The 21,410-nt window shown below is 67.6% G+C and carries 17 protein-coding genes and 1 riboswitch; of the genes, 15 read left to right on the forward strand and 2 right to left on the reverse strand.

Features of this window, described 5'->3' with window-relative positions:
• Positions 1-6 precede the first annotated feature (6 nt).
• The 6 genes from aceK to iaaH all read left to right on the forward strand — a co-directional run bounded on the left by aceK (position 7) and on the right by iaaH (position 8,056).
• Complete coding sequence (gene aceK, locus EJP69_RS22990; protein WP_126472621.1) at positions 7-1,827, forward strand: bifunctional isocitrate dehydrogenase kinase/phosphatase; 1,821 nt, start codon at positions 7-9, stop codon at positions 1,825-1,827.
• Positions 1,828-1,905: 78 nt separating this feature from the next.
• Positions 1,906-3,090 carry an acetyl-CoA C-acyltransferase gene (locus EJP69_RS22995; RefSeq protein ID WP_126472622.1) on the forward strand — a complete coding sequence of 395 codons (1,185 nt, stop codon included), beginning with the start codon at positions 1,906-1,908 and terminating at the stop codon, positions 3,088-3,090.
• 91 nt (positions 3,091-3,181) lie between these two features.
• Positions 3,182-4,429, forward strand: coding sequence for a glutamate carboxypeptidase (locus EJP69_RS23000; protein WP_126472623.1), 1,248 nt, complete (start codon positions 3,182-3,184; stop codon positions 4,427-4,429).
• A gap of 47 nt (positions 4,430-4,476) precedes the next feature.
• A complete protein-coding gene (locus tag EJP69_RS23005) occupies positions 4,477-5,607 on the forward strand; it encodes an acyl-CoA dehydrogenase family protein (RefSeq protein ID WP_093205946.1) in 1,131 nt (376 codons plus the stop codon).
• Entirely contained in the window at positions 5,604-6,437 is an 834-nt protein-coding gene (locus EJP69_RS23010) for a metallophosphoesterase (RefSeq protein ID WP_126472624.1), read from the forward strand. The genes EJP69_RS23005 and EJP69_RS23010 overlap by 4 nt, the downstream gene beginning before the upstream one ends.
• Before the next feature lie 98 nt (positions 6,438-6,535).
• Entirely contained in the window at positions 6,536-8,056 is a 1,521-nt protein-coding gene (iaaH, locus tag EJP69_RS23015) for an indoleacetamide hydrolase (protein WP_126472625.1), read from the forward strand.
• A gap of 30 nt (positions 8,057-8,086) precedes the next feature.
• On the opposite strand, the gene EJP69_RS23020 is transcribed toward iaaH, so the two are convergent.
• Positions 8,087-8,845: a helix-turn-helix transcriptional regulator gene (locus EJP69_RS23020; RefSeq protein ID WP_126472626.1), complete on the reverse strand. Its 759-nt coding sequence runs from the start codon at positions 8,843-8,845 to the stop codon at positions 8,087-8,089.
• 128 nt (positions 8,846-8,973) lie between these two features.
• On the opposite strand from EJP69_RS23020, the gene EJP69_RS23025 reads away from it, so the two are divergent.
• The 6 genes from EJP69_RS23025 to EJP69_RS23060 all read left to right on the forward strand — a co-directional run bounded on the left by EJP69_RS23025 (position 8,974) and on the right by EJP69_RS23060 (position 15,679).
• Complete coding sequence (locus EJP69_RS23025; protein WP_126472627.1) at positions 8,974-10,797, forward strand: hybrid sensor histidine kinase/response regulator; 1,824 nt, start codon at positions 8,974-8,976, stop codon at positions 10,795-10,797.
• Positions 10,798-10,853: 56 nt separating this feature from the next.
• Positions 10,854-11,273, forward strand: coding sequence for a YchJ family protein (locus EJP69_RS23030; RefSeq protein WP_126472628.1), 420 nt, complete (start codon positions 10,854-10,856; stop codon positions 11,271-11,273).
• A gap of 40 nt (positions 11,274-11,313) precedes the next feature.
• Positions 11,314-11,419, forward strand: a riboswitch (TPP riboswitch).
• A gap of 91 nt (positions 11,420-11,510) precedes the next feature.
• Entirely contained in the window at positions 11,511-13,394 is a 1,884-nt protein-coding gene (thiC, locus tag EJP69_RS23035; protein WP_126472629.1) for a phosphomethylpyrimidine synthase ThiC, read from the forward strand.
• 699 nt (positions 13,395-14,093) lie between these two features.
• On the forward strand, positions 14,094-14,786 hold the full coding sequence (locus EJP69_RS23050; protein WP_126472631.1) for an HAD family hydrolase: 693 nt from the start codon (positions 14,094-14,096) through the stop codon (positions 14,784-14,786).
• Positions 14,787-14,847: 61 nt separating this feature from the next.
• A complete protein-coding gene (locus EJP69_RS23055; RefSeq protein ID WP_093205930.1) occupies positions 14,848-15,174 on the forward strand; it encodes a thioredoxin family protein in 327 nt (108 codons plus the stop codon).
• Positions 15,175-15,217: 43 nt separating this feature from the next.
• The gene (locus tag EJP69_RS23060) at positions 15,218-15,679 is read left to right on the forward strand and encodes a hypothetical protein (protein WP_126472632.1); all 462 of its coding nucleotides are present in this window, start codon (positions 15,218-15,220) and stop codon (positions 15,677-15,679) included.
• A 6-nt stretch (positions 15,680-15,685) separates the two neighbouring features.
• On the opposite strand, the gene EJP69_RS23065 is transcribed toward EJP69_RS23060, so the two are convergent.
• A complete protein-coding gene (locus EJP69_RS23065; RefSeq protein ID WP_126472633.1) occupies positions 15,686-16,714 on the reverse strand; it encodes an AraC family transcriptional regulator in 1,029 nt (342 codons plus the stop codon).
• 143 nt (positions 16,715-16,857) lie between these two features.
• Here EJP69_RS23065 and EJP69_RS23070 point away from each other — a divergent pair, with 143 nt between their 5' ends.
• The 3 genes from EJP69_RS23070 to EJP69_RS23080 all read left to right on the forward strand — a co-directional run bounded on the left by EJP69_RS23070 (position 16,858) and on the right by EJP69_RS23080 (position 21,407).
• On the forward strand, positions 16,858-18,030 hold the full coding sequence (locus tag EJP69_RS23070; protein ID WP_093205924.1) for an isovaleryl-CoA dehydrogenase: 1,173 nt from the start codon (positions 16,858-16,860) through the stop codon (positions 18,028-18,030).
• A 75-nt stretch (positions 18,031-18,105) separates the two neighbouring features.
• Positions 18,106-19,788: an AMP-binding protein gene (locus tag EJP69_RS23075; RefSeq protein WP_126472634.1), complete on the forward strand. Its 1,683-nt coding sequence runs from the start codon at positions 18,106-18,108 to the stop codon at positions 19,786-19,788.
• Complete coding sequence (locus tag EJP69_RS23080) at positions 19,785-21,407, forward strand: carboxyl transferase domain-containing protein (protein ID WP_093205920.1); 1,623 nt, start codon at positions 19,785-19,787, stop codon at positions 21,405-21,407. Before EJP69_RS23075 ends, EJP69_RS23080 begins: the two co-directional genes overlap by 4 nt.
• Positions 21,408-21,410 lie beyond the last annotated feature (3 nt).

The raw sequence follows: 21,410 nt of genomic DNA on the forward strand, positions 1-21,410 counted from the left end.
CCCGTCATGTTCCCGCAGCGCCTCGATTCGCCGCTGGCCTACGACATCGCGAAGGCGATGATGGACGGCTTCAACCGGCACTACCGGTTGTTCAGGGCCGAGTCGGCGCGCGCCAAGCACCGCTTCGAAACCGCCGACTGGCACGGCCAGCAGCGCGCGCAGCGCGAGCGCATCGAGTTCTACGACCTGCGTGTGAGCGAGGCCGTGGCCCGGCTCGAGAAGGAGTTCAAGGCCGGCGAGCAGCCCATGGACGTGTGGCACCAGATCAAGCTGCACTACATCGGCCTGCTGGTGGACCACCACCAGCCCGAGCTGGCCGAGAGCTTCTTCAACTCGGTCACCACGAAGATCCTGCACCGCACGTACTTCCAGAACGACTTCATCTTCGTGCGCCCGGCCATCAGCACCGAGTACATCGAGCCGCGCGGCGCACCCACCTACCGCCCCTACTACCCCGCGCCCGACACGCTGGCCGACACCATCGAGCAGATGCTCGACGACTTCGCCCTGCTCGGCAGCTTCGCCAACAAGCGCCGCGACGCGGAGCGAGTGGCTCGCGTCATCCTGAACCGCTTCCACCAGGTCAAGCTGCGCGCCAACTTCCAGCTGCAGGTGCTGTCGGGCCTGTTCTTCCGCAACAAGGGCGCGTACGTGGTCGGCAAGATCATGAACGGCTTCACCGAGCTGCCGTTCTCGCTGCCCATACTGCACGACAGCCACGGCCGGTTCTACATCGACGCGGCGCTCTTCGGCGAAGACGACCTGCAGATGCTCTTCAGCTTCGCGCGTGCGTACTTCATGGTCGACATGGAGGTGCCCTCGGCCTGGGTGCAGTTCCTGCGCTCGCTCATGCCGCGCAAGCCGCGCGCCGAGATCTACAACGCGCTGGGCCTGGCCAAGCAGGGCAAGACGCTCTTCTACCGCGACTTCCTCTCGCACCTGAACTACTCGAGCGACCGCTTCCGCATCGCGCCCGGCATCAAGGGCATGGTCATGCTGGTGTTCGACCTGCCGTCGTTTCCGTTCGTGTTCAAGGTCATCAAGGACTTCTATCCGCCGCAGAAGGACACCACGCGCGAGCAGATCAAGGGCAAGTACATGCTCGTGAAGCAGCACGACCGCGTGGGCCGCATGGCCGATACGCTGGAGTACAGCGACGTGGGCTTCCCGCTCGACCGCTTCGAGCCCGAGCTGATCGAGGAGATCCGCAAGTTCGCGCCCAGCCAGCTCGAGATCGGCGACCGCGACGGCAACGGGGAAATGGAAGTCGTGGTCAAGCACGTCTACATCGAGCGGCGCATGATCCCGCTCAACATCTACCTGCAGGAAGCCTTCGACGCACTGGCCAACCCCGAGAGCCCGGCGCACGCCAAGCGCGCGAAGGAGCAGCTGGAGCGCGCGGTCATCGAGTACGGCAATGCCATCAAGGACATGGTCGCGGCCAACATCTTCCCCGGCGACATGCTGTGGAAGAATTTCGGCGTCACGCGCGGCGGCAAGGTCGTGTTCTACGACTACGACGAGATCGAATACGTCACCGACTGCAAGTTCCGCAAGGTACCCGCGCCGCGCAACGAGGAAGACGAGATGAGCGGCGAGGTCTGGTACTCGGTGGGCCCGAAGGACGTGTTCCCCGAGACCTTCGAGCCCTTCCTGCTGGGCAACAAGGACGTGCGCGCGGCCTTCATGGCGCACCACGCCGACCTGCTCGACGCCGCCTTCTGGCAGCACCACAAGGAGCGCATCCAGGCCGGCCAGATGCTGGATGTGTTCCCTTACGAAGAGTCGCAGCGCTTCCAGCACGAGGGGCACGCGACGCACTTCTGACCGATCGTTCCCTATTCCGCTTTCGTGATTTCGCTTTCGTGATTCCGTTTTCGCATTACTGAACTGAAGGAGACCTCCATGTCCGAATCCATCGTCATCGTCGGCGCCGCACGCACCCCCATGGGCAGCTTCCAGGGCGACTTCGCCTCCCTCTCCGCGCACGACCTCGGCGGCGCGGCCATCAAGGCGGCCGTCGAGCGCGCCGGCATCGCGCCCGACACCGTGGGCGAGGTGCTGTTCGGCAACTGCCTGATGGCCGGCCAGGGCCAGGCCCCGGCGCGCCAGGCGGCCTACAAGGGCGGCCTGCCCGACAGCGCGGGCGCGGTCACGCTCAGCAAGATGTGCGGCTCGGCAATGAAGGCCGCGATGCTCGCGCACGACCTGCTGCTGGCCGGCACGCACGAGGTGATGGTGGCCGGCGGCATGGAAAGCATGACCAACGCGCCCTACCTCATGCTCAAGGGCCGCGGCGGCTACCGCATGGGCCACGACCGCATCTTCGACCACATGATGCTCGACGGCCTGGAAGACGCCTACCAGCCCGGCCGCTCGATGGGCACCTTCGGCGAGGACTGCGCCGCCAAGTACAAGTTCACCCGCGAGCAGCAGGACGCCTTCGCCATCGCCAGCGTCGAGCGCGCCAAGAAGGCCACCGACACTGGCCTCTTCAAGGACGAGATCGTGCCCGTCACGGTCAAGGGCCGCGGCGGCGACACCGTGATCTCGGTCGACGAAGGCCCGGGCAAGGTCAAGCTCGACAAGATCCCCACGCTCAAGCCCGCATTCAAGAAGGAGAACGGCACCATCACCGCCGCATCGAGCTCGTCGATCAACGACGGCGCCGCCGCGCTGGTGATGATGACCGAGTCGCACGCGAAGAAGATCGGCGCCAAGCCCATCGCCCGCGTCGTCGGCCATGCCACGCACGCGCAGCAGCCCGAGTGGTTCTCCACCGCACCGGTCGGTGCCGTGCAGAAGCTCTTCGCCAAGACCGGCTGGAAGGCCCGCGACGTCGACCTGTGGGAAGTGAACGAAGCCTTCGCAGTGGTGCCGATGGCGCTGATGCACGAGCTCGACGTGTCGCACGACATCGTCAACGTGCATGGCGGCGCCTGCGCGCTGGGCCACCCGATCGGCGCCAGCGGCGCGCGCATCATGGTCACGCTGATCCATGCGCTGAAGGCGCGCGGCAAGACGCGCGGCGTGGCCACGCTGTGCATCGGTGGGGGCGAAGGCACCGCGGTGGCACTCGAATTGCTATAAGGGCAATGGCTGGGAACGCCCGAGGAGAGGCGTTCACCAGCTTTTTTCATTCAAACAACCCGAACGAACAATGCGTAGAGCAGGAGATTTCATGCGCCCATCCATCCACCGCACCGCCATCGCCGCCGTGCTGGCCACCGCCTTCATGGCGGGTACCGCCCTGGCCCAGAAGCGCGACAACGTGCTGTTCCAGGCCGCCACCGACGAGCAGCCGGCCGTGATCAAGACCCTGGAGAAGCTGGTCAACATCGAGACCGGCACCGGTGACGCCGAGGGCATTGCCGCCGCCGGCAACTTCCTCGAGGCCGAGCTCAAGAACCTGGGCTTCACGGTCACGCGCAGCAAGTCGGCCGGCCTCGTGGTGGGCGACAACATCGTGGGCAAGATCAAGGGCCGCGGCGGCAAGAACCTGCTGCTGATGTCGCACATGGACACGGTCTACCTGAAGGGCATCCTCGCGAAGGCACCGTTCCGCGTGGAAGGCGACAAGGCCTACGGCCCCGGCATCGCCGACGACAAGGGCGGCAACGCGGTCATCCTGCACACGCTCAAGCTGCTGAAGGACTACGGCGTACGCGACTACGGCACCATCACCGTGCTGTTCAACACCGACGAAGAGAAAGGCTCCTTCGGCTCGCGCGACCTGATCCAGGAAGAAGCCAAGCTGGCCGACTACGTGCTCTCCTTCGAGCCCACCAGCGCCGGCGACGAGAAGCTCTCGCTGGGCACCTCGGGCATCGCCTACGTGCAGGTCAACATCACCGGCAAGGCCTCGCACGCAGGCGCGGCGCCCGAGCTGGGCGTGAACGCGCTGGTCGAGGCCTCCGACCTCGTGCTGCGCACGATGAACATCGACGACAAGTCGAAGAACCTGCGCTTCAACTGGACCATCGCCAAGGCCGGCAACGTCTCGAACATCATCCCCGCGAGCGCCACGCTGAACGCCGACGTTCGCTACGCGCGCAACGAGGACTTCGACGCCGCCATGAAGACGCTGGAAGAGCGCGCACAGCAGAAGAAGCTGCCCGAGGCCGATGTCAAGGTGATCGTCACCCGCGGCCGTCCCGCCTTCAATGCCGGCGAAGGCGGCAAGAAGCTGGTCGACAAGGCCGTGGCCTATTACAAGGAAGCCGGCGGCAACCTCGGCGTGGAAGAGCGCACCGGCGGCGGCACCGACGCGGCCTACGCGGCGCTCTCGGGCAAGCCAGTGATCGAAAGCCTGGGCCTGCCGGGCTTCGGCTATCACAGCGACAAGGCCGAGTACGTGGACATCAGCTCCATTCCGCGTCGCCTGTACATGGCCGCCCGCCTGATCATGGACCTGGGCGCCGGCAAGTAAGCGGAAGCAAGAAGCACGAACGAGAAAGAAAGACAGGAGACAACGCCATGCTGCTCAGCGCCGACCAGGAAGCCATCCGCGACGCGGTACGCGATTTCTCGCAAGCCGAACTCTGGCCCAACGCGCCGAAGTGGGACCGCGAGCACAGCTTTCCGAAGGAAGCCCACCAGGGCCTCGCGGCGCTGGGCGCCTACGGCATCTGCGTGCCCGAGGAGCATGGCGGCGCCGGCCTCGACTACCTCACGCTCGCGCTGGTGCTGGAGGAAATCGCGGCCGGCGACGGCGGCACCAGCACCGCCATCAGCGTGACCAACTGCCCGGTCAACGCCATCCTCATGCGCTACGGCAACGCGCAGCAGAAGAAGCAATGGCTGGAGCCGCTGGCGCAGGGGCAGATGCTCGGCGCCTTCTGCCTCACCGAGCCGCAGGCCGGCAGCGATGCATCGAGCCTGCGCACCACGGCGCGCAAGGACGGCGACGGCTACGTGATCGACGGCGTGAAGCAGTTCATCACCAGCGGCAAGAACGGACAGGTGGCCATCGTGATCGCCGTGACCGACAAGGGCGCAGGCAAGCGCGGCATGAGCGCGTTCATCGTGCCCACCGACACGCCCGGCTACGCCGTGGCGCGCCTGGAGGACAAGCTGGGCCAGCACAGCAGCGACACCGCACAGATCAACTTCGATGGCTGCCGCATCCCGCGCGAGAACCTGATCGGCGCGGAAGGCGAGGGCTACAAGATCGCGCTCGGCGCGCTGGAAGGCGGGCGCATCGGCATCGCCGCGCAGAGCGTGGGCATGGCGCGTAGCGCCTTCGACGTGGCGCTGGCCTATGCCAAGGAGCGCCAGGCCTTCGGCGGCTCGATCTTCGACCAGCAGGCCGTGGGCTTCCGCCTTGCCGAATGCGCGACGCAGCTCGAGGCTGCGCGCCAGCTCATCTGGCATGCGGCCAGCCTGCGCGATGCCGGCCTGCCCTGCCTGAAGGAGGCCGCCATGGCCAAGCTGTTCGCCAGCGAGATGGCCGAGCGCGTGTGCAGCGCGGCCATCCAGACGCTGGGCGGCTACGGCTACGTCAACGACTTCCCGCTCGAGCGCATCTACCGCGACGTGCGCGTTTGCCAGATCTACGAAGGCACTTCGGACATCCAGAAGCTGCTGATCCAACGCGCGCTGGCGTGAGCGAACGCCGCGGGCGCCGCTGGGGCCGCATCGCCGCGGCGCTCCTGCTGGCGGCGCCGGCAATCTGGGGCTTCGTCATCGAGCCGCGCTGGGTGGCGGCGCGTGTCGAGCCCTTGAGCTCGACGGAGTGGACCGCGCCGGCAGGCCTCAAGGTGGCGGTGGCGGGCGACTGGCACCTCACCACGCGTTCCGCGTGGCGCATCACCAGCGTGGAGCGGGCCGCGAGCCTCGTCGACGAGATCAATGCCGCGCAGCCCGACGTGGTGCTGCTGCCCGGCGACTTCCTCGCCGGCTCGGGCGACGACGAGGCGCTCTCCATCGAGGAGATGGCCGCCGTGCTGGGCCGGCTCGCGGCGCCGCAGGGCGTGTACGCGGTGCTCGGCAATCACGACTGGTGGCATGACGGGCCGCGCACCGCCCAGGCGCTGGCCGCGCATGGCATCCGCGTGCTGGAGAACGCCTCGGTGCGGCTGCCCGGCCACGACGTCTGGGTGGTTGGCATCGGTGACCACTCGACCGGCCATTCGGAGCCCATGCGGGCGCTGGCCGGCGTGCCGCCCGGCGCTGCGACGCTGGTCATGATGCACGACCCCTTCAGCTTCGCGACCATGCCGCGCACGCGGGGGCTGGTGGTGGCTTCGCACACGCATGGCGGACAGGTCAGCCTGCCGGGGCTCGGGGCGCTGATCGTGCCGGGAGCGGCCCCGCGCGAATGGGCCTACGGCTGGGTCACCCACAAGGGCCGGCGCATGTACGTGACCAGCGGGCTCGGCGTGAGCATCCTGCCGGTGCGCTTCAACATGCGGCCCGAGTGGGTGATGTTCAGGTAGGGCTGCGGCGGTCTGTTCCTGCCTGTCATCGGTTTGGATGACAGACAGGCGCCGCGCGCCGGCGCACCATGGCCGCCTCTTTCCCGGAGGCCCTTGCCATGACCGTTCAGAAACCCTTTTCCCTTGCCGCGCGGCTGGCGCTCCTGCCGTTCGCCGTTGCGTTCGCCTTTTCCGCCCGGGCCCAGCCGGCGGCACCCGACATCGCAACGCTGACAGCGACGGAGGCCATGCGGCAGCTGTGCGCGGGCACGGTCACCAGCGAGCAGCTGACGGAGGCCTACATCGCGCAGGCCAAGGCGAAGGCGAACCTCAACGCATTCATCACCCTCGACGAGGCCGGTGCGCTGAAGCAGGCGCGCACGGCCGACGCACTGCGCAAGCGCGGCGGCGCATGCAAGCCGCTGGCGGGGCTGCCGGTGGCCATCAAGGACAACATCCAGGTGCAGGGCCTGCCCGCGACGGCCGGCTCGCCCGCGCTCAAGGGCTTCGTGCCCGCGGCCGACGCGCCGGTGGTGGCGAAGCTGCGCGCCGCCGGCGCCGTCATTCTCGGCAAGACGAACATGCACGAGCTGGCCTTCGGCGTCACCGGCTACAACCCCGGCTTCCACAGCGGGCCCGACGTGGGCGTGCGCAATGCCTACGACGTGACCCGCATCGCCGGCGGCTCGTCCTCGGGCAACGGCACGGCGCTGGGCGCGCGCATGGTGCCGGCCGCGCTGGGCACCGACACGGGCGGTTCGGTGCGCATTCCCTGCGCGTTCAACGGCTGCGCGTCGCTGCGTCCGACGGTGGGGCGCTACCCGCAGCAGGGCATTGCGCCGATCTCGCACACGCGTGACACCGCCGGGCCGATGGCGCAGTCGATGGCCGACGTCGCGCTGCTCGACAGCGTCATCGCCGGTGGCAAGCCCTCCAGGCCTGCCGACCTGAAGCGCGTGCGCCTCGGCGTGGTGCCGGCCTTTCTCGCCAACCTCGATGCCGACACGCGCGCCGCCACCGACGCCGCGCTCGCGAAGCTGCGCGCGGCCGGCGTCACGCTGGTGGACGTGGAGATGCCGAAGCTGATGGAGCTCAACGGGGCGGTCGGCTTTCCGCTGGCGCTCTACGAGGCGAACGACGACATGGTGGCCTACCTCGCGAAGTACCGCACCGGCATCGACATCGCGCAGCTCACGGCCGGCATCGCCAGCCCCGACGTCAAGGGCACCTTCGAGGCCTTCGTCATCCCGCGCAAGCTGCCGGCGCCGAACGGCGTGGTCGATGCGAAGCCGGTCTACGACAACGCGATGCGCGTCGCGCGCCCCGCGCTGCAGAAGCTCTACCGCGACACCTTCACGAAGAACAGGCTCGACGCGCTGGTGTTCCCGACTGTGCCGCGCGTGGCGCTGGCAGCCGCGCCCGAGGCCAGCAGTCCCGAGAACTTCGGCGCGCTGATCCAGAACACCGACCCCGGCAGCAACGCCGGCATTCCGGGCGTGCAGCTGCCCTCGGGCCTCGGCGCGACGACGGGCCTGCCGGTGGGGCTGGAGCTCGACGGACCGGCCGGCAGCGACCGCAGGCTGCTGGCCCTGGGGCTCGCGGTAGAGCAGGTGCTGGGCCGGCTGCCGGCGCCGAAGTGATGACGGCCGGGCGATAGGCGGGCGCCGTCGTCAGCGCGCGGCCGGCATGTTCCGGCCCGCCAACGCCGAGCGGCGCTCGATGCCCAGCTTGTCGAAGATGCGGCGCAGGTAGGTGCGCACCGTGGGCACGCTCACCGCCATGCGCCGCGCGATCTCCTTGTCGGTGAGCCCTTCGCGCACGCAGCGCGCCACTTCCTGCTCGCGTGCGCTCAGCAAGGCCCAGGCGGCGTCCTGCGCGCCCGACAGCGAGTGCGATGCCGTCGCCGCCACGCGCTGCGCCCGCTGCAGGGCCCCGATGAATGCCGGCTCGATCAGGTCCAGGAGCGCCTTCTCGTGATCGCCGAAATCGCCGCGCCCCTTGCGGCGCCAGATGCGCAGATCGCCCAGCGCACGATCGCCCTCGAAGGCATGAAGGTTCATGCCCCAGTGCAGCCCGTCGCGCGCGAGGAAGTCGTTGAAGAAGGGTGTGCGCATCAGCTCGCGCTGCGGTATCACCTCGGTCACGCGCGTGGCGCGGCGGCGCGACTGCAGCACGAAGGTGATCGGGTCGTGGTGCTGGTGCCACCGCGCGTAGCTGTCGAGGTTGGCAGGGTCCATGTGCAGCGCCACGCGCGAGCCGAAGCTGCCGCTTGCGGCGTCCCACACGAACGAGGCGAACTGGTCCGCATGCAGCAGGTCGAGCAGCGCCCGGCCCAGGCGCTCGCGGATCTCGCGTTCGTCGCGGTCGTCTTCGGCCAGCAGCGCGAAAACGCCGCGCAGGGCCTGCTGTTCAGGAGCTGTGAGGTACATCGCGTGCTTTCTCGAAGGCGTTGTAACGCTAACGTTTAGCAAGCGTCGCGCCAAGAGTGGATGCCCGCAGGGCCCGCGCGAACGCCCTGCAAAGCGCGCAAAATCGGGCGCCGGTTACCTGCCCCTCCATGCAGCCGTCCTCCCCCAGCTCCACCCGCGCGCCCTTTCCGGCACCGCTGCTGCGGCGCCTGCGCGACTACTGGGTCGAGGCGCCCAATCCCAATCCGCTGGTCGACCAGAGCCTCGCACGGGCCTACCTGGACGACACCTACGACACGCCGCTCATGGCGGCCAGCGTCGCCGCCATCTTCTGGATCACCTTTCTCGTGCTCACGCACAACCTGGGCGCGCTGGCGTGGGGGCTGCTGGTGCACACCTCGCAGTGGCAGCGGCATCGCTACCTGCGCCGCTTCGATCCCGCCGGCATCGACGCGGGCAACGCGGTGAGCATGCGCCGCCGGCTCGAAGTGCGCATGCTGGTGCCGGGGCTGATCTGGGGGCTGGCGCCGTGGCTCTTCTTCCCGCACGACAACCTCACGCTGATCCTGTTGATGTATTTCTTCATCAGCGGCGTCTCCGGCGTCGTCATCGCGGCGCTCGCGCAATGGTGGCTGGCCGCGCTGTGCTTCAGCGTGCCGATGTTCCTCGGCATGGCGCTGCGGCTGGTGGTGGAGCCGGGCAGCGTGACCATCCTCATGGGCTGCCTGGTGGTGTCGCAGATGTTCGCGGCGCTTTATTACGCGCGCAAGCAGAACCGGCTGATCGTGCGCTCCATCGAGCACGGCTTCGAGAACGCGCGGCTGGCCGATGCGCTCGCGCGCCAGCTCGACCACGTGGCCCAGCTCGCGGCGCAGCGCGCGCGCATCTTCGCGGCCGCCAACCACGACCTGCGCCAGCCGATGCATGCGCTGGCGATCTTCGTCGACGCGCTCAACACCCGCGACGCGCCGAGCGCCGACAACCTGCGCTTCATGCGCGACAGCGTCGATGCGCTGCGCGGTTCGGTCGATGCCCTGCTCGACATCGCGCAGCTCGACGGTGGCGTGGCCCCGGTGCGGCTGGAGGCCGTGCAGCTCGATCCCGTCTTCGAGGCGCTGAACGGCCGCTTCGCCGCGCTGGCAGATGCCAAGGGCCTCGCGCTGCGCATCCGTCCGACCGAGGCCGTGGTGCGCGCCGACGCGCGCATGCTGGCGCGGCTTTTGGGCAACCTCGTGGACAACGCCATCAAGTACACGCCCGGGGGCACGGTCTTCGTCTTCGCGCGCCGGCTGCATCGTTCTGCCGATGGCCTGCCCGCATGGCGCATCGAGGTGCGCGACTCCGGCGTGGGCATCGAGGCGCGGCACCAGGCGCATGTGTTCGAGGAGTTCTTCCAGGTCGACAACCCCGGGCGCGACCGCAGCCGGGGCCTCGGGTTGGGCCTGTCGCTGGTGGCGAGCATGGCGCAGGCCATGGGCTCGCGCATCCAGGTGCGTACCGCGCCTGGGCGCGGCAGCACCTTCTCGCTGGTGCTGGAGGAAGCGGCCGCGTCCGCCGGTGCGGCGGCGCAGCAGGACGGCGAAGCGGCGGCCGTACCCGTTGCGGGAGCGGTCCTGGCGCCGATCCGCATCCTAGTGCTCGATGACGAGGAGCCTGTGCGCGAAGCCATGCGCTCGCTGCTGACCGGCTGGGGCCACGAGGTCGCGCTGGCCTCGAGTCCGCGCGAGGCCCTGCAGCACGGCGGCGTGTTCGACCTGATGCTGAGCGACCTGCGGCTGAGCAGCGGCCTCTCGGGCCTGGCGGCGGCGCAGGCCCTGCAGGCCGTCGGCAAGGCGCGCAACGTGGTCATCCTCACCGGCGAGACCGCGCATGCGACGCGGACCGAGGTCGAGCGCGCGGGCTATGCGCTGATCTACAAGCCGGCCGACGCGCAGGCGCTGCAGGAGGCCATCGCCGCGAGCCGGTCTTCATAGCCTCGGGGCTTGCCCTGTCGGCAGCAGGTCCGCAAGGTGTTCCAATAGCAGTCTTCATGAGTCCCATCGATCCCCCTACCGGGCCTTGCCCCTGCGGCCGAACCGACCGCCGCGACAAGCCCGTGGCCTACGCCATGTGCTGCGGCCGCTATCTCGACGATTTCTCGAACACGCCCGCGCCGGATGCCGAATCGCTGATGCGTTCGCGCTATTCGGCCTTCGTGCTGGAGCGAGGCGAGTACCTGCTCGCCACCTGGCACGCGTCGAAACGTCCGGCTTCCATCGAGTTCGAGCCGGGCGTCAAGTGGCTGGGGCTCGACGTCCGCTCGCGCTCCGTGCTCGACGCGGACCATGCCGAAGTCGAGTTCGTCGCGCGCCAGCGCGGCCCTTCCGGCGCCGCCACGCGCCTGCACGAGCGCAGCCGCTTCGTGCGCGAGGACGGGCGCTGGTTCTACGTCGACGGCGACCTGCAGTAACAACCCCGGGTTGACGCGCCGGGCCGGGGCTCGCACAATCGGCCCCGCTCCGGGGTGCACGCATGTGGCGTGCTGAGATGGCAAAGCTGCCGACCCGCGAACTTGATCCGGGTCATACCGGCGTAAGAAGAGCTGCACTCCCTGACTCCGGTCCGTCACTCCCCCTTCCGTGACGGGCATCCCGAAGTCCACCGAGCGATTGCGGAGCACCCTTTCCCTCAACAAGGAGTGCCTCCGATGAATGCCCCCGACAAGTTCACCTCGCTGCTTTCGCTGACGCGCGAGCCCTTTCCCGCGTCGCACAAGTGCGTGATTCCGGGCAGCCGGCCCGACCTGTTCGTGCCCGTGCGCGACGTGCAGCTGACCAACGGCGAGACCGTGTCGCTCTACGACACCTCGGGCCCGTACACCGACCCGAAGGTCGAGATCGACGTGCGCCGCGGCCTGCCGGACGTGCGCGGCGCGTGGATCGCCGAGCGCAACGACACCGAGAGCTACGAGGGCCGCATGCACCATGCGCTGGACGACGGCGCGAAGAACGAAGACCGCGACGCCCAGCGCCTGGCCGAACTGCGCGCCGGCGCCTCGGCGCTGCAGCGCACGCCGCGCCGCGCGAAGTCGGGTGCCAACGTCACGCAGATGCACTACGCGCGCCGCGGCATCGTCACACCCGAGATGGAATACGTGGCCCTGCGCGAGAACGGCAAGCGCGAGTGGATGGCCGAATACCTCGCCAACGAAGAGCGCGCGAAGCGCGTGGCGGGCAACCCGATGGGCGCGAGCATTCCGCGCATCATCACGCCCGAGTTCGTGCGCGACGAAGTGGCGCGCGGCCGCGCGATCATTCCGGCCAACATCAACCACCCCGAAGTCGAGCCGATGGCCATCGGCCGCAACTTCAAGGTGAAGATCAACGCCAACATCGGCAACTCGGCAGTCACCTCGAGCATCGAGGAAGAGGTCGAGAAGCTGGTGTGGGCCATCCGCTGGGGCGCGGACAACGTGATGGATCTTTCCACCGGCAAGAACATCCACACCACGCGCGACTGGATCGTGCGCAACAGCCCCGTGCCGATCGGCACCGTGCCCATCTACCAGGCACTCGAGAAGGTCGGCGGCGTGGCCGAGGACCTCACCTGGGAGATCTACCGCGACACGCTCATCGAGCAGGCGGAGCAGGGCGTCGACTACTTCACCATCCACGCCGGCCTGCGCCTGCCGTTCATTCACCTCACGGCCGACCGCATGACGGGCATCGTGTCGCGCGGCGGCTCGATCATGGCCAAGTGGTGCATCGCGCACCACAAGGAGAGCTTCCTCTACACCCACTTCGAGGACATCTGCGACATCATGAAGGCCTACGACGTGAGCTTCTCGCTCGGCGACGGCCTGCGCCCCGGTTCAGGCGCCGATGCCAACGACGAAGCCCAGTTCGCCGAACTGCGCACGCTGGGCGAACTCACGCAGATCGCATGGAAGCACGACGTGCAGACCATGATCGAAGGGCCGGGCCATGTGCCGATGCACATGATCCAGTCGAACATGGACGAGCAGTTGAAACACTGCCACGAGGCGCCGTTCTACACGCTCGGGCCGCTGACCATCGACATCGCGCCGGGCTACGACCACATCGCCAGCGCGATCGGCGCGGCGATGATCGGCTGGGCGGGGACTGCGATGCTCTGCTACGTGACGCCGAAGGAGCACCTGGGGTTGCCTGATCGGGACGATGTGAAGCAGGGGATCATTGCGTACAAGATCGCGGCGCATGCCGCGGATGTGGCGAAGGGGCATCCGGGGGCTCGGTCGCGGGACGATGCGCTGAGCAAGGCGCGGTTCGAGTTTCGTTGGCAGGACCAGTTCAACCTGGGGCTTGACCCCGACACTGCGCGGGAATTCCACGATGAGACCTTGCCAAAGGATTCGAGCAAGGTGGCGCACTTCTGTTCGATGTGCGGGCCCAAGTTCTGCTCTATGAAGATTACTCAGGAAGTGCGGGAGTACGCGGCGAAGAAGGGAGTGGCTGAGGCTGCTGTTTTGGCTGAAGGGATGGAGGAGAAGTCGAAGGAGTTCATGGCTGGTGGGGGGGAGATGTATATCCCTATCCGGGCGGTGTCTTGAGGTTTTTTCCCGGGGCCGGGACTCGCCCCGGCGGGCGACCTACTTTCTTTTGCTTCGCCAAAAGAAAGTAGGCAAAGAAAAGGCGACCCCACTGTCTGCGCCCCTTCGCTTCGCTACGGGCAACCTGCGGTGCTCGCGTTTCGCGGGGTCTCGCCCAAACTCGCTTCGCTCAGACAAGGGCGAGCCCTGATCCGCGAAACGCTGCGCTCCTCGGCGCAGCCAGAGGGGAGGGGAGATGTGCGGGCCTTTGCTTCGCTCGGCCCCCAAGGCACAGCAAGCGCTTCGCGCTTGCTGTGCTTGGAATGGGGCAAGGGGCCCATTGCAGTTTCGGGGCCTCAATGCGTGGCCGAGCGAAGCGAAGGCCAGTGTGGGCTGTTCAGAGGCCGAGCGCAGCGATGGCCTGCTCGGTCTCCAACTCCCTTCTGGCTGCGCCGAGGAGCGCAGACGTAGGAGGGACAAGGGCCGCAGCTGTTTGAGCGAAGCGAGTTCTGCGGACCCCCTCCTACGTCGAGCACCGCAGGTTGCCCGCAGCGAAGCGAAGGGACGCAGACAGTAGGGTCGCCTTTCTTTTGCCTACTTTTCTTTGGCGAAGCAAAGAAAAGTAGGTCGGCCGCCGGGCCGAGACCCGGCCTCGGGAAGCAAACCAACCCAAGGGCCGATTGCTACCATCACACCAATCCCAAGGCCAATTCCCCAAAAATGTCCCCCTTCCCCTTCTCCGCAGTCCTCTTCGACTGCGACGGCGTCCTGGTCGACTCCGAACCCATCACCAACCGAGTCCTCGCCGAAATGCTCGGCGAACTAGGCTGGCAAATCACCACGGAAGAATCCATGAACACCTTCACAGGCAAAGCCGTGAAGGACGAAGCCGCCCTGATCGAATCGAAGACGGGCTTCAAGATCACCGACGACTGGCTCAAGACCTTCCGTGCCCGCCGCAACGAGGCACTGGAGCGCGACCTCACGGCCATCCCCCATGCCCCTGCCGCGATCCGCGAGATCCACTCCAGGCTCAAGGGCCGCATCGCCTGCGCATCGGGCGCCGATCGCCACAAGGTCGAGCTGCAGCTCGCCAAGGTCGGCCTGCTCGAGTGTTTCCAGGGCCGCATCTTCAGCGGCCACGAGATGCCGCGCTCCAAGCCGCATCCCGACGTGTACCTCGCCGCAGCCGAAGCGCTGGGCGTCGACCCCAGGCGCTGCGCCATCGTGGAAGACACGGTCACCGGCGCGATGGCCGGCGTGGCCGCGGGCGCGACGGTGTTCGGCTACAGCACGGGCGAGTCGGGCCACAGCGGCCCCGGCCCGTTGCTGAGCGTGGGCGCGGTGAAGGTGTTCAGCGACATGGCCGAACTCCCGGCGCTGCTTTCGGGCTACGGGCTGCAGGCGGCCTGAGTTTCTGTTGGAATGCGAGGGAGCACAGCCCACTCCCCAGCCGCAGGAAGCAAGCACCCCCATGACCTCCGAATACAAAACCGAGCAACCCGAGCGCAGCGAGATCGACGCGCTCTCCGGTCCCGCCGTCGTCGAGTTCGGCACCAACTGGTGCGGCATCTGCAAGGCCGCGCAGCCGAACATCACCGAGGCCTTCGCGAAGTATCCGAACGTGCGCCGAATCAAGGTGGAAGACGGCAGCGGCCGTCCGTTGGGCCGCTCGTTCAACGTGCGGCTCTGGCCCACATTGGTGTTCATGCGCGACGGCAAGCAGGTCGCGAAGCTGGTGCGGCCCGAAGACAGCCAGTCGATCGCCGACGCGCTGGCACTGATCGACGCACCTGCCTGAGCACAGCAGGCGATGCTCTATCCACCGAGAAAGGGCGCCTGACATGAATACGGAACTGCAGCGGCTCGCCAGGGCCGCAGATCTCGATGCGGAGGCCCATGCCCCGTTGCGGTTTCGCTTCGGCTTCATGTGTGCGCAGCGCGTGAGGCACCTGCTGGAGTCACCCGAAGCATTGAGCGGCCTCGACACGCTCGGAGCCTTTGTCGATGGCCATGCCGATGCTGCCACGCTGGCATCGGCGCAACAGCGCATGGCGGTGGCGGCGGGCAGCCATCCGGGCTCGCGCTCCATCGACGGAACGGCCCATGCAGCGGTGTCCGCGACCTATGCCGTGTACCAGGCGGTAGCCGGCCGCGCGCTGCAGGCGGCGGAGTACGCGGCCTACGCCATGGTCTACGCCTATGGCGCCTACGCGATCACCGATCCCGACGCCTTCGCGGAAGAGTTCGCATGGCAGGTCTCCGCGTTCGAGGGCCTGCTGCGGGACCGCGAAAAGACCGCCTGATCCCGTTCATTTGCCCTGCTGCCTGAAGTCGCGCGGCGCCTGCCCCGTCCATTGCAGGAAGGCGCGCGAAAAGCTCTTCTCGTTGCGAAAGCCCACCGCCAGCGCCACCTGCTTGATCGGCCGCGTGGTGCGGCGCAGCTGGTCGACGGCCATCTCGTGGCGCACCTCGTTCTTCAGCATCTGCAGCGAAGTGCCTTCCTCGTGCAGCTGCCGGTGCAGCGTGCGGCCCGACACATTGAGCAGCGCGGCCAGCGCCTCGGCGGTGGTGGCCTCGCTGGCGCGCGAGCGCAGCAGTTCGCGCACGCGCTGGCCCAGCAGGCGGTCGCGCCGGTACTGCAGGATGGTGAGCGGCAGTGCGCGCTTGAGCATGGTGCGCAGCGCGCGCTCGTCGCGCTGCAGCGGCAGGGCGAGATAGCGCTCGTCGAAGGCGATGCCGGCCTGCGGCGCGCCGAAGCGCACGTCGGGCGTGAACATCAGCGGGTAGGCGTCGCTGTGCGGCGGCGCGGCGAACGGAAAGCTCGCATGGCGCAGCGAGATGCGCGAGTCGATGGCCCAGCACATGTAGCCGTGCACGAAGCGCAGCGTGGTCACCAGGCAAAACTCGCGGAAGGCGTCGTCGAGCGGGCGGTTCTCGGCGATGCGCAGCGTGGCCACGCCGCCGGCCACGTCGAGCGAGAGGCCGATGTCCTCGGTCAGCAGCCGGTGGTGGCGGCACCATCGCTTGAGGGCCACGCCCAGGTCGGGCGATGTCAGCGAGGCGCGGCACAGCATGCCGTAGCTGCCCCAGGGCAGGCGCCGCGTGAACCAGCCCAGGGTTTCGTCGTCGAGTTCCTGCATGGCGTGGCCGGACAGCGCCTCGAACTGCGCGGCCGTCACGCGCGCGCCCGGCCGGGCCAGTTCGCGCGGCGTGATCTGTGCCGCCTTCAGGGCCTCGGCGGGGTCCATGCCGTAGCGTTCGTAGGCCCGCACGATGGCTCTCACGAAGGCCATGGGCGTGACGGCGCGGGCGGGTCGGAGGAACGAGGGGGGCGACATGGTTCGGCGATTCTGTCGTGGCGCGATTTGCAACCATTGTGGCGCCAATTGAGGCACCGCGAAGCGTAAGCTGCGGTCTTTCAAGCAAGCGCCATCCCGCGCGGGTAGCCCTGCGCGCCGACCCCTCAGAGGAGACAAACCCCATGCACGATCCCGGCCTGAACTTCGACCTGGGCGAGACCATCGACTCGCTGCGCAGCGCGATCCAGGACTTCGCCGCGAACGAGATCGCTCCCCGAGCCGCCGACATCGACCGCGAGAACCTGTTCCCGCACGACCTCTGGAAGAAGCTCGGCGACCTCGGACTGCACGGCATGACGGTGAAGGAAGAGTACGGCGGCACCGAGCTGGGCTACCTGGCCCACATCGTGGCCATGGAGGAGGTGTCGCGCGCATCGGCCTCGGTGGGCCTGTCGTACGGCGCGCACTCCAACCTGTGCGTGAACCAGATCCACCGCAACGGCAGCGAGGCGCAGAAGAAGAAATACCTGCCCAAGCTGGTGAGCGGCGAGCACGTGGGCGCGCTGGCCATGAGCGAGCCCAACGCCGGCTCCGACGTGGTGAGCATGAAGCTCAAGGCCCAGAAGAAGGACGGCTACTACGTGCTCAACGGCGGCAAGATGTGGATCACCAACGGCGGCGACGCCGACACGCTGGTGATCTACGCCAAGACCGAGCCCGAGATGGGCGCGCGCGGCATGACGGCCTTCATCGTGGAAAAGAATTTCAAAGGTTTTTCGGCCGGCACCAAGCTCGACAAGCTCGGCATGCGCGGCTCCAACACCTTCCCGCTGTTCTTCGACAACTGCGAAGTGCCCGAAGAGAACGTGCTCGGCGGTGAAGGCATGGGCGCCAAGGTGCTGATGAGCGGCCTCGACTACGAGCGCGCCGTGCTCTCGGGCGGCCCGCTGGGCATCATGGCCGCATGCATGGACGCTGTGCTGCCCTTCATCCACGAGCGCAAGCAGTTCGGCCAGAGCATCGGCGAGTTCCAGCTCATGCAGGGCAAGCTGGCCGACATGTATTCCACCTGGCAGGCCACGCGCGCCTATGTGTACGCCGTGGGCAAGGCCTGCGACCGCAACGACCATGCGCGCACCTTCCGCAAGGACGCGGCCGGCGCCATTCTTTACTCGGCCGAGAAGGCGACGTGGATGGCCGGCGAGGCGATCCAGACGCTGGGCGGCGTGGGCTACACGAAGGAGTTTCCGGTCGAGCGCCTGTGGCGCGACGCGAAGCTGTACGAGATCGGCGCGGGCACCAGCGAGATCCGCCGCATGCTGATCGGCCGCGAGCTTTTCGCAGAGACGGCATAGGATGTTTTCTCCCTGCCCCGGCACGAACCGGGCAGGGAAGAAAAGCGAAAAGAGCGAACGGAGACAAGGAAGGAAATGAGCATGACTGCTTCGTTGACCGAGAGCTACGGCAAGGGCGCCACCGACGTCCCCCTGATCGAACAACCCATCGGCGACTTCTTCGACGACATGGTCGCGAAGCAGCCGGACAGCGAGGCGCTCGTCAGCCGCCATGAAGGCAGGCGCTACACCTACCGCGAGCTGCAGGCCGAATCGAACCGCCTCGCCAGCGCGCTGCTGAAGCTGGGCCTCGTGCCCGGCGACCGCGTGGGCATCTGGTCGCACAACAACGTGCCGTGGGTGCTGATGCAGATCGCCACCGCGAAGGCGGGCCTGATCCTCGTCAACATCAACCCGGCGTATCGCACCTCCGAGCTCGAATACGCGCTCAACAAGGTCGGCTGCAAGGCGCTGGTGACGATGGCGCAGTTCAAGACCAGCGACTACCTCGGCATGCTGCGTGAGCTGGGCCCGAAACGCCTGCCGCAGCTGGCTCACACCTTCTGGATCGATGCGAAGCCGGGCGAGGGCGCCGAGCAGCCCGGCATGCAGCGCTTCTCGCAGCTTCTTGCGAGCGGTGATGCCAATGATTCGCGCGTCGCGCAGGTGCAGAAGACGCTGAAGGCCACCGACCCGATCAACATCCAGTTCACCAGCGGCACCACCGGCTTTCCGAAAGGCGCGACGCTCACGCACCGCAACATCCTGAACAACGGCTTCTTCATCGGCGAATGCATGAAGCTCTCGCCGGTCGACAGGCTGTGCATTCCGGTGCCGCTGTACCACTGCTTCGGCATGGTGCTGGGCAACCTGGCCTGCCTCACGCACGGCTCGGCCATCGTGTACCCGAACGACGGCTTCGATCCGCTCACCGTCCTGGAGACGGTGCAGGCCGAGAAGTGCACCGGGCTGCACGGCGTGCCGACGATGTTCATCGCAGAGCTCGACCATCCGCGCTTCAGGGAGTTCGACCTGTCGACGCTGCGCACCGGCATCATGGCCGGCTCGCCGTGCCCCATCGAGGTGATGAAGCGCGTGGTCAGCGAGATGCACCTGAGCGAGATCACCATCGCCTACGGCATGACCGAGACCAGCCCCGTGAGCTGCCAGAGCAGCACCGACACACCTCTGGACCGCCGCGTGTCGACCGTGGGCACGGTGCAGCCGCACCTGGAGGTGAAGATCGTCGACCCCGAGACCGGCGCCGTGATGCCGCCGGGCAAGTCGGGCGAGCTGTGCACGCGCGGCTACTCGGTGATGCACGGCTACTGGGACGACGAGGCCAAGACCCGCGAGGCCATCGACGCCGAGCACTGGATGCACACCGGCGACCTCGCCACCATGGACGCCGAAGGCTACGTCAACATCGTCGGGCGCATCAAGGACATGGTGATCCGCGGCGGCGAGAACATCTATCCGCGCGAGATCGAGGAGTTCCTGTATCGCCATCCGAAGGTGCAGGACGTGCAGGTCGTCGGCCTGCCCGACCGCAAGTACGGCGAGGAGCTGTGCGCCTGGATCATCGTCAAGCCGGGCCAGAGCGCCACCGAGGAAGACATCCGCGAGTTCTGCAAGGGCCAGATCGCGCACTACAAGGTGCCGAAGTACATCCGCTTCGTGAGCGAGTTCCCGATGACGGTGACCGGCAAGATCCAGAAATTCAAGATCCGCGACGCCATGACCGAGCAGCTCGGCCTGAGCCAGGAAAAGACAGCATGAGCCAACTCGAGACCAAACTGAACGCCCGCTCGGCGGATTTCCAGGCCAACGCCGCCGCCATGCGCGCGCTGGTCGACGACCTTCGCACGCAGTTCGCGAAAGTGGAGCAGGGCGGAGGCGAGGCCGCGCGCGCCAAGCACACGGCGCGCGGCAAGCTGCTGCCGCGCGACCGCGTGGCCGAGCTGCTCGACCCGGGCACGCCATTCCTCGAGATCGCGCCGCTGGCCGCGCATGCGATGTACCTCGACGGCAAGGGCGCCGAGTCGGCGCCGGGCGCCGGCATCATCGCGGGCATCGGTCGCGTCAACGGCGTGGACTGCATGATCGTGTGCAACGACGCCACGGTGAAGGGCGGCACCTACTATCCGATGACGGTGAAGAAGCACCTGCGCGCGCAGGAGATCGCCGAGCAGAACCGCCTGCCGTGCATCTACCTCGTCGACTCGGGCGGCGCCAACCTGCCGAACCAGGACGAGGTATTTCCCGACCGCGAGCACTTCGGCCGCATCTTCTACAACCAGGCCAACATGAGCGCCCAGGGCATCCCGCAGATCGCGGTGGTGATGGGCTCGTGCACGGCCGGCGGCGCATACGTGCCCGCGATGAGCGACGAATCGATCATCGTGAAGAACCAGGGCACCATCTTCCTGGGCGGCCCGCCGCTGGTGAAGGCGGCCACCGGCGAGGTGGTGACGGCCGAGGATCTGGGCGGCGGCGACGTGCACACGCGCCTGTCGGGCGTGGTCGACCACCTCGCGCAGAACGACCTGCATGCGCTGGCGCTCGCGCGCTCGGCGGTGGCGAACCTCAACGCCAAGGCGGCCGAGGCCCCGGCGAAAGCCGCGGTGCGCGAGCCAGCATTCCCGCGCGAGGAGCTCTACGGCGTGATTCCCACCGACACGCGCAAGCCATTCGACGTGCGCGAGATCATCGCGCGCATCGTCGACGGCAGCGAGTTCCACGAGTTCAAGGCGCGCTTCGGCGCCACGCTGGTGTGCGGCTTCGCCGAGATCGAGGGCATGCCGGTAGGCATCGTCGCCAACAACGGCATCCTGTTTTCCGAATCGGCGCAGAAGGGCGCGCACTTCATCGAGCTGTGCTGCCAGCGCAAGATCCCGCTGGTGTTTCTGCAGAACATCACTGGCTTCATGGTGGGCCGCAAGTACGAGAACGAAGGCATCGCGCGCCACGGCGCCAAGATGGTGACGGCGGTGGCCACCGCCAACGTGCCCAAGTTCACGATCATCATCGGCGGCAGCTTCGGCGCCGGCAACTACGGCATGTGCGGCCGTGCGTACAGCCCGCGCTTCCTCTGGATGTGGCCCAACGCGCGCATCAGCGTGATGGGCGGCGAGCAGGCCGCGAGCGTGCTGGCCACCGTGAAGCGCGACGGCATCGAGCTCAAGGGCGGCAGCTGGAGCAAGGAAGAGGAAGAGGCTTTCAAGGCGCCGATCCGCCAGCAGTACGAAGACCAGGGCCACCCCTACTACGCCACCGCGCGGCTGTGGGACGACGGCATCATCGATCCGGCCGACACGCGCCGCGTGCTGGCGCTGGGGCTTGCGGCTGCGCGCAATGCGCCGGTGCCGGAGCCGAAGTTCGGCATCTTCCGGATGTAGGGA

The sequence above is a fragment of the Variovorax gossypii genome, assembly GCF_003965815.1.
Classification (GTDB): Bacteria; Pseudomonadota; Gammaproteobacteria; order Burkholderiales; family Burkholderiaceae_C; genus Variovorax; species Variovorax gossypii.